Annotated in this window: 16 protein-coding genes; 11 read left to right on the top strand and 5 right to left on the bottom strand. The window is 64.9% G+C overall.

All coding sequences use genetic code 11. The annotated features are described in order from the left end of the window. Positions 1–194: biotin transporter BioY (locus DYI24_RS08795; protein ID WP_205523442.1), on the bottom strand; the 194-nt coding region annotated here is incomplete at its 3' end. Between the two features lie 200 nt (positions 195–394). Then, positions 395–1,585 carry a pyridoxal phosphate-dependent aminotransferase gene (locus DYI24_RS08800; protein ID WP_164572019.1) on the bottom strand — a complete coding sequence of 397 codons (1,191 nt, stop codon included), beginning with the start codon at positions 1,583–1,585 and terminating at the stop codon, positions 395–397. A gap of 107 nt (positions 1,586–1,692) precedes the next feature. Between DYI24_RS08800 and DYI24_RS08805 the strand changes: the two genes are divergently transcribed. The 4 genes from DYI24_RS08805 (at position 1,693) to DYI24_RS08820 (ending at position 5,491) form a co-directional block, all read left to right on the top strand. After that, on the top strand, positions 1,693–3,120 hold the full coding sequence (locus DYI24_RS08805) for a M48 family metalloprotease (RefSeq protein WP_107344381.1): 1,428 nt from the start codon (positions 1,693–1,695) through the stop codon (positions 3,118–3,120). Positions 3,121–3,302: 182 nt separating this feature from the next. Then, positions 3,303–3,692: a BA14K family protein gene (locus DYI24_RS08810; protein ID WP_107355554.1), complete on the top strand. Its 390-nt coding sequence runs from the start codon at positions 3,303–3,305 to the stop codon at positions 3,690–3,692. 211 nt (positions 3,693–3,903) lie between these two features. Next, complete coding sequence (locus DYI24_RS08815; RefSeq protein ID WP_012495932.1) at positions 3,904–4,533, top strand: peroxiredoxin; 630 nt, start codon at positions 3,904–3,906, stop codon at positions 4,531–4,533. Between the two features lie 190 nt (positions 4,534–4,723). Further along, positions 4,724–5,491 carry a DsbA family protein gene (locus DYI24_RS08820; protein ID WP_164572020.1) on the top strand — a complete coding sequence of 256 codons (768 nt, stop codon included), beginning with the start codon at positions 4,724–4,726 and terminating at the stop codon, positions 5,489–5,491. Between the two features lie 83 nt (positions 5,492–5,574). Here the strand turns inward: DYI24_RS08820 and DYI24_RS08825 are convergent, their stop codons facing one another. From DYI24_RS08825 to DYI24_RS08835, 3 genes are all read right to left on the bottom strand, one after another. Next, the gene (locus DYI24_RS08825; protein ID WP_164572021.1) at positions 5,575–6,258 is read right to left on the bottom strand and encodes a TetR/AcrR family transcriptional regulator; all 684 of its coding nucleotides are present in this window, start codon (positions 6,256–6,258) and stop codon (positions 5,575–5,577) included. Further along, on the bottom strand, positions 6,255–7,208 hold the full coding sequence (locus tag DYI24_RS08830) for a cation diffusion facilitator family transporter (RefSeq protein ID WP_164572022.1): 954 nt from the start codon (positions 7,206–7,208) through the stop codon (positions 6,255–6,257). The genes DYI24_RS08825 and DYI24_RS08830 overlap by 4 nt, the downstream gene beginning before the upstream one ends. A gap of 341 nt (positions 7,209–7,549) precedes the next feature. Beyond that, positions 7,550–7,762 carry a hypothetical protein gene (locus DYI24_RS08835; protein ID WP_107344376.1) on the bottom strand — a complete coding sequence of 71 codons (213 nt, stop codon included), beginning with the start codon at positions 7,760–7,762 and terminating at the stop codon, positions 7,550–7,552. Positions 7,763–8,029: 267 nt separating this feature from the next. On the opposite strand from DYI24_RS08835, the gene DYI24_RS08840 reads away from it, so the two are divergent. The 7 genes from DYI24_RS08840 (at position 8,030) to DYI24_RS08870 (ending at position 14,755) form a co-directional block, all read left to right on the top strand. Beyond that, entirely contained in the window at positions 8,030–8,752 is a 723-nt protein-coding gene (locus tag DYI24_RS08840; RefSeq protein ID WP_164572023.1) for a DUF1236 domain-containing protein, read from the top strand. Between the two features lie 291 nt (positions 8,753–9,043). Beyond that, a complete protein-coding gene (gene aroQ / locus DYI24_RS08845; RefSeq protein ID WP_164572024.1) occupies positions 9,044–9,499 on the top strand; it encodes a type II 3-dehydroquinate dehydratase in 456 nt (151 codons plus the stop codon). Positions 9,500–9,537: 38 nt separating this feature from the next. Further along, on the top strand, positions 9,538–10,035 hold the full coding sequence (gene accB / locus DYI24_RS08850) for an acetyl-CoA carboxylase biotin carboxyl carrier protein (RefSeq protein ID WP_107344373.1): 498 nt from the start codon (positions 9,538–9,540) through the stop codon (positions 10,033–10,035). Between the two features lie 116 nt (positions 10,036–10,151). Next, positions 10,152–11,504: an acetyl-CoA carboxylase biotin carboxylase subunit gene (gene accC / locus DYI24_RS08855; RefSeq protein ID WP_164572025.1), complete on the top strand. Its 1,353-nt coding sequence runs from the start codon at positions 10,152–10,154 to the stop codon at positions 11,502–11,504. Between the two features lie 190 nt (positions 11,505–11,694). Further along, positions 11,695–13,227: a sensor histidine kinase gene (locus tag DYI24_RS08860; protein ID WP_164572026.1), complete on the top strand. Its 1,533-nt coding sequence runs from the start codon at positions 11,695–11,697 to the stop codon at positions 13,225–13,227. After that, positions 13,224–13,667, top strand: coding sequence for a response regulator (locus DYI24_RS08865; RefSeq protein ID WP_013502774.1), 444 nt, complete (start codon positions 13,224–13,226; stop codon positions 13,665–13,667). The genes DYI24_RS08860 and DYI24_RS08865 overlap by 4 nt, the downstream gene beginning before the upstream one ends. After that, positions 13,664–14,755 carry a sensor histidine kinase gene (locus DYI24_RS08870; protein WP_164572027.1) on the top strand — a complete coding sequence of 364 codons (1,092 nt, stop codon included), beginning with the start codon at positions 13,664–13,666 and terminating at the stop codon, positions 14,753–14,755. The genes DYI24_RS08865 and DYI24_RS08870 overlap by 4 nt, the downstream gene beginning before the upstream one ends. The last annotated feature ends 102 nt before the right edge of the window (positions 14,756–14,857 follow it).

Genomic DNA, 14,857 nt, shown 5'->3' on the forward strand with positions numbered 1-14,857 from the left:
CCTGTGTTCGCCGGGCCGGCGGCGCCTTCCGCCAGATAGGCGAGCACGGTCGCGGCGCCGAGCCGCGCGCCATAGGCGGCACCGATCAGCACCACCACCAGCGTCTGCAGCGTCATCGGAACCCGCGGCAGCGGCAGGTTGACCTTGGCAGACAGCGCCAGCAACACAGAGCCGAACGCGATCAAAACCGCCATCCGCAACCAGGCGGAGAATCCGTCCGTGCGCCGCGGCCACAAATCGGCTGCGAGCGCGGTGTGGCCGCCGATCCTGGGCGGCGCGGACGAACCGAGCGGCAAGGGAATTCTCCCGAGAGGAATTAGTCGCGGGAGCCTATAGCGACGAAATGCCGCTCAGATCAAGCAGCGAAATTGCCGATCCAGTCATTCAGACGAAATTATCGTGCAAGCCAATCCGTGATCCGGCGCACCGCCTCGCGCATGTCGTCGGCTGAACGGGCGTAGGAAAACCGCACGAAGCTCTTGCCGCGCACCGGATCGAAGTCGATGCCCGGGGTCGACGCCACCCTCGCCTCTTCCAGCATCCGCTTGGTGAAGTCGTAGCTGTCGGCGGTGAAGGCCGAGACGTCGGCGTACAGATAGAACGCGCCGTCGGCCGGCAGGAACTCGGTCAAGCCCGCCTTCGGCAGCCCCTCGATCAGAATTGCGCGGTTCTCTTCGTAGCCGCGCTTGACCGCTTCCATCTCAGCGCTGCCGTCGAACGCCGCCTCGGCGGCGATCTGCGACAGCGTCGGCACCGAGATCGCCAGGTTCTGCTGCAGACGTTCGACCGGCCGCACCAGATTCTCCGGCAGCACCATCCAACCGACGCGCCAGCCGGTCATGCAGAAGTACTTCGAGAACGAGTTGATCACCACCGCGTTCGGCGACAGCTCCGCAGCGGTGACCGCGGGGAACGCGTAGTCGAGACCGTGATAGATCTCGTCGGAAATGAATCGGATGCCTTCGCTTTCGGCGACCGCGATCAGTTCGGTCAGCGCCTCGCGCGTCATCATCGTGCCAGTCGGATTGGCGGGGCTACCGACCAGTACGCCCTTCAGCGGCGCCTTGCGGTGCGCGGCGAGCAGCGCTTCGCCAGTCAGCGCATGACGCGTCTCGCTGTGCGTCTCGATCGGCACTGGCACGCAGCCGAGCGCATTCAGAATGTGGCGATACGGCGGATAGCCCGGCACCGTCACCGCGACGCGATCGCCCGGCTCGAACAGCGCCAGGAACGACAGGATGAACGCGCCCGACGAACCGGTGGTGACCACGATGCGGTCAGGATCGACATCGCAGCGATAGGTTTCGCGATAATGCTTCGCGATCCGTGCGCGCAGCGACGGAATCCCGAGCGCGGAGGTGTAGTCGATCCGGCTGCTGTCGAGCGCCGCATGCGCGGCAGCGAGCGCGGCGCGCGGCGCCGGCGCCCACGGCTGCCCGACTTCCATATGAATGACGTGACCCCCGGCCGCTTCGATCCGGTCGGCCGCCGCCATCACGTCCATCACCATGAACGGCGGTACGTCGCTGCGGGCGGACGCGGTCAACAATCCGCGCGCACGTTGTGTCTTGGTCGCATCGAGCATCGAATTCTGCTATCCCCGCGCGGTCTGTTCGGTGAACCCGCTGCGCGCCGCGCCGCTGCCGTCTTGCTGGGCCGACCTGGAGATACCCGGAATTCGATGCTCGGCCAATGCTGAAGGACATTGCAGTTTTCGCCGGACGGCTATGCCCGTCCGCACGCAAGCAGGCGTCGCGGCTGGTCGCGGGGCTAACCGCGCTCGCGCTGGCGATCACGCCGGTTCCCGCGCTGGCGCAGGCCCCGACGCAGAAGGGACCGCCGCTGCTGCGCGACACCGAGACCGAGCAGTTGCTGCGCGACTACACCCGGCCAATCCTGCGCGTCGCCGGGCTGGAGAAACAGAACATCCAGGTCGCGATCATCAACGATCCGACCTTCAACGCCTTCGTGGCCGACGGCCACCGCATCTTCGTCAACTACGGCGCGCTGCTGCAATCGGAAACGCCGAATCAACTGATCGGCGTGCTGGCGCACGAAACCGGCCACCTTGCCGGCGGCCATCTCTCCAAGCTGCGCACCCAGCTCGCGCAGGCGCAGACGCAGATGATCGTCGCGATGCTGCTCGGCGTCGGCGCGATGGTGGCGGGCGCCAGCGCCGGCCCGAACAGCGGCGCCGCCAATATCGGCGCGGCGGCGATCACCGCGCCGCAGGAAGTCATCCGGCGCAATCTGCTGTCGTATCAGCGCCAGCAGGAAGAGAACGCCGACCGCGCCGCGGTGAAGTTTCTCAACGCCACGCAGCAATCTGCGAAGGGCATGTACGAGACCTTCCAGCGTTTCACCAATGAGAGCCTGTTCGCGGCGCGCGGCGCCGATCCCTATGCGCAATCGCATCCGATGCCGGCCGAACGCGTCTCCGCGCTCGCCGAACTGGCGCGGACCAGCGCGTATTGGGACAAGAAGGACGATCCGGCGCTGCAGATGCGCCACGATATGATGCGCGCCAAGGTGTCGGGCTTCATGGAACGGGCCGATACGGTGTACCGGCGCTATCCGGCGTCGAACACCAGCCTTCCGGCGCGCTACGCACGCGCGATCGCCAGCTATCTGCATGGCGATCCGCGCTCGGCGCTCGCACAGATCGACGGCTTGATCCAGGCTCAGCCCAACAATCCCTATTTCTACGAGCTACGCGGTCAGGCGCTGCTCGAAGGCGGCAAGCCGGCTGAGGCGATCGCACCGCTGCGCAAGGCGGTGGCGATGACCAATGGCGCGCCGCTGATCCAGATCCTGCTCGGCCAGGCGCTGGTCGCCAGCAACAACAAGGCCTACACCGACGAAGCCATCCAGATCCTGCGCGGCGCGCTCGGCCGCGAGGGCGAAGTGCCGCTCGGTTACAGCCATCTGGCCATGGCCTACGGCCAGAAGGGCAACTACGCCGAGGCAGATCTTGCCTCGGCACAGGCGGCTTACTTGCGAGGCGATGCCAAGACCGCGCGCGAGCTTGCGGCCCGCGCCAAGACCCGCTTCCCGGTCGGCTCGCCGGGCTGGGTCAAGGCCGACGACATCGTCGCGGCGAAGATGCCGGGCCAGAAATAGCGTTCCGCGCGTCATTGTCGCGCCGCGGCGGATTGTCCCGTGTGCACGGCTCTGTCACACTCCCGGCGCGGCGATCTTGTCCGCTTGAGTCTCGCGATCGTCCAAGACTCGCGACGGTTGCGTTGAGCGCTCGGCGCTCACCAGCAAACAGCATCGCTGCTCCAACATCGGGAGAAACATCCATGACCAACTCGACACGACCCGCGGGCAACAAGCCCCGAAAGTTCATCACGCGTGCGCTGGCGAGCGTTGCGCTGCTGACGATGTACGGTTTGGGGATGATCGCCACCACCGGCGCGGCCATGACGCTGGCTTCGACGCCGGCGCATGCCCAGCGCGGCTGGGGGCGCGGGCGCGGACGTGGATGGGGTCGCGGCCGTGGACGCGGCTGGGGTGGCCCGGGCGCTGCAGTCGGGATCGGCATCGGCGCGGCGATCGTCGGCGGCGCGATTGCAGCCAGCCAGGCCGAAGCGGCACGGCAGCAGGACTACTGCGCACGGCGCTTCCGATCGTACAATCCGGCGACCGGCACCTACATCGCCAAGGGCGGCCGCGAGATGCCCTGCCCGTAGCCGTACCGAGATAGGACGTACCGAGATAAGACATTCGTTGGGCGGTGCATGATCATCATGCATCGCCCGATGCTTTTTGCGGATGCTTTTGCGACGAGTTCCTTGATCCTGCGGTGCGGAATCTCCATTTAGAAGGTCTCCATCCTTCCACGCGCACGACCTCGTTCGGCGCGTAATCCAGCACTCAACAAACGTACAGGAGACCCTACCGATGTCCCTTCATATCGGCGACATTGCCCCCGACTTCACCGCCGACACCACCAAGGGCAAGATTTCGTTCCACGACTTCATCGGCAACTCCTGGGTCTTCTTCTTCAGCCACCCCGCCGACTTCACCCCGGTCTGCACCACCGAGATGGGCAAGACCGCCAAGCTGGCGCAGCCGTTCGCGTCGCGGAACGTCAAGCCGATCGGCCTGTCGACCGACACCGTGGACGAGCATCTGAAGTGGATCGCGGACGTCAACGACACCCAGCAGACCGACCTGCAATTCCCGATCATTGCCGATCCGGAGCTGAAGGTCGCTAAGCTCTACGACATGATCCATCCGAACCAGAGCGATACCGCTGCGGTGCGTTCGGTGTTCATCATCGATCCGAACAAGAAGATCCGCCTCACCATGACCTACCCGATGAACGTCGGGCGGAACTTCGACGAGATCCTGCGCGTGATCGACGCGCTGCAGTTTGCCGACAAACACACCGTCGCGGCCCCGGCCGACTGGCGCCCGGGCGACAAGGTCATCATCCCGCTGTCGGTCAAGGGCGAAGCCGCCACCAAGGCGTTCCCGCAGGGCTGGGAAGAACCCCGCCCCTATCTGCGCCTGACCACCATCAAGTAACTCGGCACGCGATCTGACGACGCCGGCGTTCGGTTCTCCCGGGCGCCGGCGTCGTTGCGTCGCACCGGCCTCAGGCCCTGCCTGACCGGATCGTGTTCACAAAAACCGCGTATTTGCCGGGGAAAAGCGCTATGAAACGTCCGAATCCACGCGTCTTTTCCACGACCTGACCCGCCGAAGGGATCCGCCTATGCTGTCGTTCCGCCCGCTCGCCACAGCCCTGCTCGCGCTCGCCATCGTTGGCGCGCCGGCCGTCGCCTCGGCGCAGAAGTTCTCCGACGAGCAGCGGAGCCAGATCGAATCCATCATCAAAGAATATCTGGTGTCGCATCCCGAGGTGCTCGAAGAAGCCTCGGAAGAGCTCGGCAAGCGCCAGGCTGCGGCTCAGGCCGAAAAGCATCAGCAGGCGATCAAGGACAACGCCGACATTATCTACAATTCGCCGCGCGGCGTGACGGGCGGCAACAAGAACGGCGACGTCACCATGGTCGAGTTCTTCGACTACAATTGCGGTTACTGCAAACGCGCGATGACCGACATGATGGAGCTGATGAAGGACGATCCGAACCTGAAGGTCGTTCTGAAGGAATTTCCGGTGCTCGGCCCGCCCTCGGTCGAAGCCGCTCAGGTCGCGATCGCCGTGCGGATGCAGGACCCGACCGGCAAGAAGTATCTCGACTTCCACCAGAAGCTGCTCGGCGGCCGCGGTCAAGCCGACAAGGCGCGTGCGCTGGCGGCCGCGAAGGACGCCGGCCTCGACCCCGCCAAGATCGAGAAAGACATGAACAGCCCGGAAGTGCGCGCCACCATCGAAGAGAGCTTCAAGCTCGCAGAGTCGATGGGCATGAATGGCACGCCGAGCTACGTGATCGGCAAGCAGGTGGTGGTCGGCGCGGTCGGCCTCGACACGCTGCGCCAGAAGATCAACACCGCGCGCTGCGGCAAGGACAAGTGCTGAGCGCGATCGGCGCCTGAGTTAGCATCGCCAGTCGCCGTCTGTTGCGGCGCTGGCGATCTTGCCAAACGATCATGCCGGACGTTTCAGTTCGACCTGCAGCCCGCTCGGCTGCCTAGACCTTCGATAAACAGCTCATTGGCGATTTCGAAGACGTTTTCCGTCTCGACGGCCAGATACGAGCGAGCCAGTTTCCTCAGCACCGGAAACTCGGCAGACGGCAGCTCTTCCATTTCCACGACTTCGGACTGGCGAGCCGGCCGGACCAGCCCGCTGATCTCCGCCGTGCACAGACCGATCACGCCTGCGTACCAGGCGAGGCAGACGGCGGGTGCCTCCGCATCGGACACGCCGGCGTCGGCCAGCGCACAATGAACCATTTCGATGTGGGGGAAGTCGGCGACCCCGGTGTTGAGAAATCTCTGCAGCAGCGGAAACGTGTTCGGATAGCGGAGCGCCAGCGCACGATGATCGCGCGCGTGGGTGCGGAGCCGATCCTGCCAAGCCAGGTCGTGGCCGACCGGCGACAGCTTCGCCACCAGCGCGTCGGCCATCGCGCGATACATGCCGTCCTTGTTCTTGAAGTGATAGAGGATCGCCATCGGATCGCAGCCGACTCTGTCGCCGAGTTTGCGCACGCTGAAGGCGGCCTCTCCCACCTCCTCCATCAGACCCACCGCGGTCTCGACGATCACCTGCTTGGCAAGACCGCGCGGGCCGGAGCTCGCGCGGGTCTTGGTGTTCGATTTCGTGTCTGCGGTCGACGTCATTCGGCCCATTCAGGATCACCCGTGAACACAACGGTCAGCCAACGGTTCGGTCCGTCGTCGCCAACCAGATCTCCGATCTCGTCCCGCAACACGTCCCATTCGCCGATCGTGCGCGCCGGCGCATCGGCAGGAACGATGAAGTACAATTCGATCTCCTTCGGTCGTCCGACCCGCGCAACATAGGCGCGGTAGGAGACGAAGCCGTGCTTGGCGACGAACGCCGCCGCCACCGTGTCTAGGTGCTTCTTCAAATCCACTGGCGTCACCAGGAAGATGTCGGCCAGCGCCTGCCGCACCGTCGAGACCGGCAGCGGAATGATGAGCACGCACACCGCGGCCAGAACCGCCGGATCGATGTAGGGCGAAATCCATTGCCATGATGTCCCCTGCACCGCCAGACCGATCATGAAGGCGATCAGCAGCGCGGCGCTGATGCCGGCCGACATGATCCAGCCGCGCACGTCGAGGCGAACGAATTCCGATCCGATCCTGCGATTGGCGCGCCATTCCACGGCCGCGATGCCCGCGCAGGCGATCACCGTCACGGCCGCGTAAATCAGCGCCGAGCCGAACTCCAGATCACGCCCGCCGCTCAGCAGGCTGCCGATCGCCGTGACCAGCGCGTAGAGCGCCGCACTGATCAGCAAGGTGGCGTTCAGCCCGAGCACCATCGGCTCGAGGTGCCAAAGGCCGAACGAAAAGCGTTCTCTGAGCTTGCGCGACAGATGATCCGCCACCGCGTAGGACGTGATCAGGTTGACCACGATCAGCGACAGCAGGCTCATCCCCGCATCGATCAGGGAATACACCCCATCGAACACGATCGAGAACGATCCCGAGAACAGGCCGAAGCCGATGCCGAGAAAAGAGATCACGAATGTCACGGCGATCGAGGTTCTCAACACGCCGCGTTCGTCTGACAGATCAAAAAATGAGAGCAGTCCGCTCATGGTTCGCTCGCAGTCCGAGCCTGGCGTTGCGAGTGAGCCCTCGGACGCGCGCGTCCGCATCCTATGCAGACGGGTGAAAGACCGACGGTCCGGCCAAGAGCCTGATTGAGGGTCGCGAAACCTGTCGCGACAACACCGTGAGAAGCTCTCGCAACGCTGTCAGCCGCTTACGGTAGCCAATTTCTACACTGTAGAGATTGGCGAGGCAACCGTACGATGACGCGCCATCCTGACGCAGGAATGACGGCACCCGCCACCTACCCGTTGGCACGTCAGGTTTATGCGCGGGCATCCGCAGTCGGCCCGCGTCCATCGTGTACAGGTGCGAATTGCAGAAGGGTCTAGGACGGAAACTCGGTTTCGGCGACGTCGACGCGGTCGGCGTGCAGCGACCATTCCGGCAGCCGCTCCTGTTCGCAGAACCGCTGCTTGGCGAGCTCGATCGCGCCATCGCTGGTTTCAGCGTCGACCTCCAGCAGACCCTGGCAAATTTCCTCGTGCCGGCCGTTCTCGCCGAGGATGCCCTTCATAAATCGCACGATGTAGCGAGCCATGACACCTCCGGTTGGAGTCTCGCGGCGAAGGTGCACGCCTGAATTCGCATCGGCTGGTTCAGGCTGCTGGCCGCGAGCGTTGGGGTCGGGCAATCGCGACCGGATCATTGGGTCGCACGGAGCCTCACGGACCCTCAGACTAATCCGAATATGACGGTTCGACAAAACAAAACTCCGGGAACGTCAGCGTACGGAACTCCTCATCACCGCGGGAACGGTGCTGCAGGGATGAAGTTGAGGCACGGGCAGGCACATGGGAGAGCCCCAATGAACCATCGCTTGTTGCTGTCAGTCGCCGCCGCCGCACTGATCGCTGGCGGAGCCGCCGCCAACGCGCAGTCGTCATCCTCCGGTAGTTCCAGCGGCAGTGGCGGCGCCGCCACCTCCGCGCCATCGGTCGGACAATCTGCGCCCGCGCCAAGCAGTGCCGGCGCTTCACAGATGCAGCGCTCCGACTCCGACCGCTCCGGCACGTCGCGCGAAGCCCCGGCGATGGATCGCAGCGCCAACGATGCCACCAAGGGTGTCAGCGATCATGATCGCGACCGCTCCAAGATGAAGGCCGAAGATCGCAATGAGCGAAGCGGCAATCGCAATGCCGACAATGACCGCGATCACGACAGCAAAATGCAGCGCGGTGCCGACAACGACCGCGACCATGACCGGAGCAAGCAACGCGGCGCGGATAACGATCGCGACCGGTCGTCGACCACCACCGGCCAAGCCGGCGCCCGGGCGCAGCTCTCGACCGAGCAGCGCACCAAGATCACCACGGTGATCAAGAACCAGCACATCGAGCCGCAGACCAACGTCAACTTCTCGATCTCGGTCGGCACGCGCGTGCCGCGCGAGGTCCACTTCCATCCGCTGCCAACCGAGATCGTGACGGTCTATCCGGATTGGCGCGGCTACGAGTTCTTCATGGTGCGCGACGAGATCGTGGTGGTGAATCCGCGCACGCTGGAAATCGTCGCCGTCCTCGACATCTGATTCACGCACTCCGACACAGGGGGCGGTCATGGCCGCCCCCTGTGCATTACCTTAGGTGCCCCGACACCACGCCGGGGCCTCGATTGCGAACAATTCCTGTCGGTTGCGCAGGCGAACTCGTCCAAAGCATCAGGGATTTCATCCCCTGTTCGAGCCTGTTCAGGCTTCCCCTCAGCCCCGAGGTTACCTATAACGCCCGCGATCAGGTGAATTTCGCCGGATTCCGACAGGCTGTGCGGAGGGTTGTCCCGCTCGGCTGGATCAGATTCGCAAAAATTGCCGGAATTTTCGATGGCTCAGACGATTTACGTGCTGAACGGCCCGAACTTGAATCTGCTCGGGACCCGTGAGCCGGAAATCTACGGTCGCGCCACCTTGGCCGATGTCGAGAAGCTGTGCGCCGAGACCGCCGCCGGTTTCGGTCTGGTCGCCGTCTGCCATCAGTCCAACCACGAAGGCCAGCTGATCGACTGGATTCACCAGGCGCGCAGCGAAAAGGTGGCTGGCATCGTGATCAATGCCGGTGGATACACCCACACCTCGATCGCTCTGCATGACGCCCTGGTCGGCGTGCAGATACCGACGGTGGAAGTCCATGTTTCCAACGTATTTGCGCGTGAGGACTTCCGTCACCACTCCTTCATCGCGAAGGCCGCCTTCGCCAGCCTGTGCGGCTTCGGCATCGACGGCTATCGCCTGGCCATCACCGGCCTCGCCGCCAGACTCGGCGCCCGCACCACGGCCTGAGCCCGCCCGTTCACTCAAGACATCTGGATCGAAACACCATGGCCCGCCAGCCTGCAGAGAAAACCGCCGCCGAGCCGACCACCGCCCCGGCGACCGACGACAGCAGCCTGATCCGCGAACTCGCGGTGCTGCTGGATGAGACCAACCTGACCGAGATCGAGATCGAACGGGCCGGTCTGCGCGTGCGCGTCGCCCGCAACGTCAGCATCGCCGCAGCCGTACCGGCAGCCTACGCGCCGGCACCCGCCGCCGGTGGCGCGGCAGCCGCGAAAGACACCTCGTCGGTCGATCTGGCCAAGCATCCGGGCGTCGTCACCTCGCCGATGGTCGGCACCGTGTACTGGGCGCCGGAGCCTGGCGCCAAGCCGTTCATCGATGTCGGCAGCCGAGTGTCGGTCGGCGAGACGCTGTTCATCGTCGAGGCGATGAAGACCATGAACCAGATTCCTTCGCCGAAGGCCGGCATCGTCACCCAGATCCTGGTCGAAGACGGCCAGCCGGTCGAGTTCGGCGAGCCGCTGGTCGTGATCGAGTAAGAGGCGGATCGGACGCAGCGATTAGCGAGTGAAACACGTCGCTTAGCTGCATCTCCTTCCATACTCCCTTCGCTACTCGCCACTCGCCTCTTTGGCCTCACAGCGCGGTTAAGCCGATGTTCGATAAAATCCTGATAGCTAATCGCGGCGAGATCGCCCTGCGCGTGCTGCGCGCGTGCAAGGAGCTCGGCATCGCCACGGTCGCGGTCCACTCCACCGCCGACGCCGACGCGATGCACGTCCGCCTCGCCGACGAGAGCGTGTGCATCGGCCCGCCGCAGTCCAAGGACAGCTACCTCAACGTCCCGGCGCTGCTCGCCGCCTGCGAGATCACCGGCGCCGATGCGGTGCATCCGGGCTACGGCTTCCTGTCCGAGAACGCCCGCTTCGCCGAAATCCTCGACGACCATAATCTGCACTTCATCGGCCCCAAGGCCGAGCATATCCGCCTGATGGGCGACAAGATCGAGGCCAAGAAGACCGCCAAGCGGCTCGGCATCCCGGTGGTGCCGGGCTCCGACGGCGCAGTCGGCCCCGACGACGATGCGATGTCGATCGCCAAGGAGATCGGCTTCCCGGTGCTGGTCAAGGCCGCGGCAGGCGGCGGCGGCCGCGGCATGAAGGTCGCGCACACCGCCGACGATCTGGCGCTGGCGATCTCCACCGCCGGCAACGAAGCCAAGGCCGCGTTCGGCGACGCCTCGGTATATCTGGAAAAGTACCTGCAGAAGCCCCGCCACATCGAGATCCAAGTGCTCGGCGACGGCCGTGGCGGCGCGATCCATCCCGGTGAGCGCGACTGCTCGCTGCAGCGCCGGCATCAGAAGGTGTGGGAGGAAAGCCCCTCGCCCGTGATCAGCCCGGAAGCGCGCGCCCGGATCGGCGGCATCTGCGCCAAGGCAATGCAGGAGATGCAGTATCTCGGCGTCGGCACCATCGAATTCCTCTACGAGGACGGCGAGTTCTATTTCATCGAAATGAACACCCGCATCCAGGTCGAGCATCCGGTGACAGAGATGATCACCGGCATCGATCTGGTGCTGGAGCAGATCCGGATCGCCGCCGGCGGTGATCTCCCGGTCACCCAGGACGAGATCACCCTCAACGGGCATGCGATCGAGTGCCGGGTCAACGCTGAGAACCCGGTGACCTTCCGGCCATCGCCAGGCAAGATCTCGCGCTACCATCCGCCCGGCGGCCTCGGCATCCGGATCGATTCAGCGGTGTATCAGGGCTACACCATCCCGCCCTATTACGACTCGCTGGTCGGCAAGCTGATCGTCCACGGCAAGACCCGCGGCGAGTGCCTGATGCGGCTGCGCCGCGCGCTCGACGAGATGGTGGTGGACGGCATCGAGACGACCCTGCCGCTATTCCGCGCCCTGGTGCGCGAGCCGTCGATCATCGATGGCGACTACCACATCCACTGGCTGGAGCAGTACCTCGCTTCGGGCGATCCTGCAGGTTAGCCGCCTAAGCTCTTGCAGCGGGTTCGCTTTCTCGCGAGCCCGCTCGTTCCAGCCGAAACGAGCACATTCCAAATTCTCCTGCGTCCCTCGGGAACCTTTCCGCCTCAGCGGCGTTAGAAAGCGTTCTAAGTTCTGCCTTGCGACGCCTGGGGGATGGCTTGCCTGATTTCGTTCGTGCTGGAGGCGCGCGGTGACGCCTGAATCCGCGCGCAAACGCTCGTTTGCCCAGATCACCCTGCTGTCGCTGTCGTTCGCCGTGCTGGTCGCGATCAGCCTCGCCTCGGTGTACTGGCTGCAGAAGGCGCGCGAGGACAACGCCTGGGTCGCCCACACCCTGGAAGTCCAGAACCAGATCGCGCTGGCTCAGTTGCAGCTCCGCCGCGCCGAGAGCGCCGAGCGCGGCTATGTCCTGACCCGCCAGGACGACCTGATCACCCAGTTCGAGGAAGCTGCATCCGACGTGGTGCCGCGGCTGAAGCGGCTGCGCGACTTCGTCGCCGACAATACCGCTCAGGTCCCCTACATCGATCAGGCGATCGCCTCCGCGACCGCGCGCATCGAACGGTTTCGCCAGGTGATCGCGCTGGCGCAGCAGGACCGGATCGACGAAGCCCGGCAGTTGCTGCGCGACATCGATGGCCGCCGCGCGATGGACACCCTGACCTCGTCGCTGACGGCGATGCGGCAGGAGGAAAACCGGCTGTTCTCGGAGCGCACCACCGAGGCCGACCGCAGCCAAGCGCTCGCCACCATCATCACCACCACCGGCTCGGGACTGGTTCTGGTGCTTGCCGGCCTATCGATCTTTCTGGTCCGCCGCTCGGCGCGGGCGCGCGACGAGGCCGAAAATCAGCTGCGTGAGAACAACCTCAACCTCGAATCCACCGTACAGGAACGCACCACCGACCTGCGCGAGGCCAACGAGGAGATCCAGCGCTTCGCCTACATTGTCAGCCACGATCTGCGCTCGCCGCTGGTCAACATCATGGGCTTCACCAGCGAGCTCGAGGAACTGCGCAGCGACATCTTCCGCCGGATCGCGACGCTGAGCCGCGAAGTCGCCGGCAAGCAGAGCGCCGCCAATGCCGACAGCGACGGCGAGCCGGAGCTCGAACCCGCCGACCGCCAGCTCTCCGAGGATTTCACCGAAGCGCTCGGCTTCATCAAATCCTCGATCGGCAAGATGGACCGCCTGATCAGCGCCATCCTCAACCTCACCCGCGAAGGCCGCCGCCAGTTCCAGCCGGTGCGGATCGACACCCGCGAGTTGATCGAGAACATCGCCTCGACGGTGGCGCATCAGGCCGCCGAGGCCGATGCGCAGATCCGGATCGAGCCGCTGCCGGAGATCGTCAGCGATCGGCTGGCGCTCGAACAGATCTTCTCAAATCTCATCGATAACGCCCTGAAATATCTGAAGAACGGTGTGCCGGGCGACATCGTGATCCGTGGCCGGCAGAAGCTCGGCTTCGTGATCTTCGAAATCACCGACAATGGCCGGGGGATCGATCCCAAGGACCACCAGAGAATCTTTGATCTTTTCCGCCGCGCCGGTACACAGGACCGGCCCGGCCAAGGGATCGGCCTCGCCCATGTGCGAGCGCTGGTCCGACGCCTGGGCGGCACCATGTCGGTGTCATCCGCGCTCGGCGAAGGCTCGACCTTCACCATCACCCTGCCGGCCAAATGGGCGGCGAATAAGAACCAGGAACAGCGCGCATGAGTAACCCAGTCACCATCATCATGATCGAGGACGACGAGGGTCATGCCCGTCTCATCGAGCGGAACATCCGCCGTTCCGGCGTCAACAACGAGATCATCCCGTTCACCTCCGGGACAGCCGCGCTGAATTATCTATTCGGCAGCGACGGCACCGGCATCGAACACAAGCACCGCGCGCTCTTGGTGCTGCTCGACCTCAATCTGCCCGATGCCAGCGGCATCGACATCCTGCGGCGGATCAAGGAAAACGATCATCTCAAGACCACCCCGGTGGTGGTGCTGACGACGACCGACGATGCACACGAGATCAAGCGCTGCTACGAGCTCGGCTGCAACGTCTACATCACCAAGCCGGTGAACTACGAGAGCTTCGCCAACGCGATCCGCCAACTCGGCCTGTTCTTCTCGGTCATCCAGGTCCCTCAGCCCGACGCTCCATGACAGACGCCAAGCCGACCCTGCTCTATATCGACGACGACGAGGCGCTCGGCCGCCTCGTGTCGCGCGGCCTGCAGCGGCAGGGATTCAGCGTCGAACACGTGCTGAGCGGCGAAGCCGGCCTGGAGCGGTTGCGCCAGGGCGGCGTCGACGTGATCGCGCTCGATCAGTATATGCCCGGCCTCGACGGGCTGGAGACGCTGGAGCAGATCCAGGCGATCCCGGATCCGCCGCCCGTGGTGTTCGTCACCGCCTCGCAGGATTCCAAGATCGCCGTTACCGCGCTGAAAGCCGGCGCCGACGATTATCTGGTCAAGGATGCCCAGGGCGAGTTCGTGCCGCTGCTGCAGGTCGCCGCCGATCAGGCGCTGAAGCAGGCGATGGTGCGCAAGGCGCGAGACGATGCCGAAGCCGAAGTCCGCGCCTCCCGCGACCGCTACGCTGCGCTCGCTGCCGAACGCGAAATGCTGCTGCGCGAGGTCAACCACCGAGTCGGCAATTCGCTGCAGATCATAGCCTCGCTGCTGCATCTGCAGGCCTCGTCCAGCAAAGAGGAAGAGGTGAAGGCGGCGCTGACCAATGCGATGGGCCGCGTCGCCGCGGTCGCGCAGGTGCACCGCCGGCTCTACACCTCGCACGACCTCAAGAGCGTGATGCTCAACCAGTATCTCGAGGCGCTGCTCGAAGACTTGCGGCGTTCGGCCGAAGGCAACCGGATGTCGCGGCTGACGCTGTCGGCGCAGCCGGTCGAGACCGATCCGGACCGCGCCGTCGCGATCGGCATCATCGTCAACGAGCTGGTGATGAACGCCGTCAAATACGCCTACCCCGAAGGCAAGGGCCCGATTCATGTCGAGCTGACGGCGAGCGGCGACGACCTCGAACTGGTCATCTCCGACGACGGCGTCGGGCTCAACGTCAAAGCCAACCCGCAATCGACCGGCATGGGCCAGCGCATCGTCAGCGCGATGGCCGCCAAGCTCGAAGCCGACGTCGAGCGCGACCCACAGCACGCCGGCACCCGGATGGTGCTGCGCTTCCGCCGCGTCAACGCGCCGGCCACGCCCGCCCCCGAGCCCGCCGCTCCCTGACCTTGAGCACCCGCCAGGGTGACACCAGCCCGCCTGCGCACTACACAGGCCCGGGTTCTCCGGCCGGCCGAACCGCCGGACCCCACCTGTCTGCCGGCGACC

Source organism: Rhodopseudomonas sp. BR0C11 (genome assembly GCF_010820945.1).
GTDB classification, from domain to species: Bacteria; Pseudomonadota; Alphaproteobacteria; order Rhizobiales; family Xanthobacteraceae; genus Rhodopseudomonas; species Rhodopseudomonas palustris_H.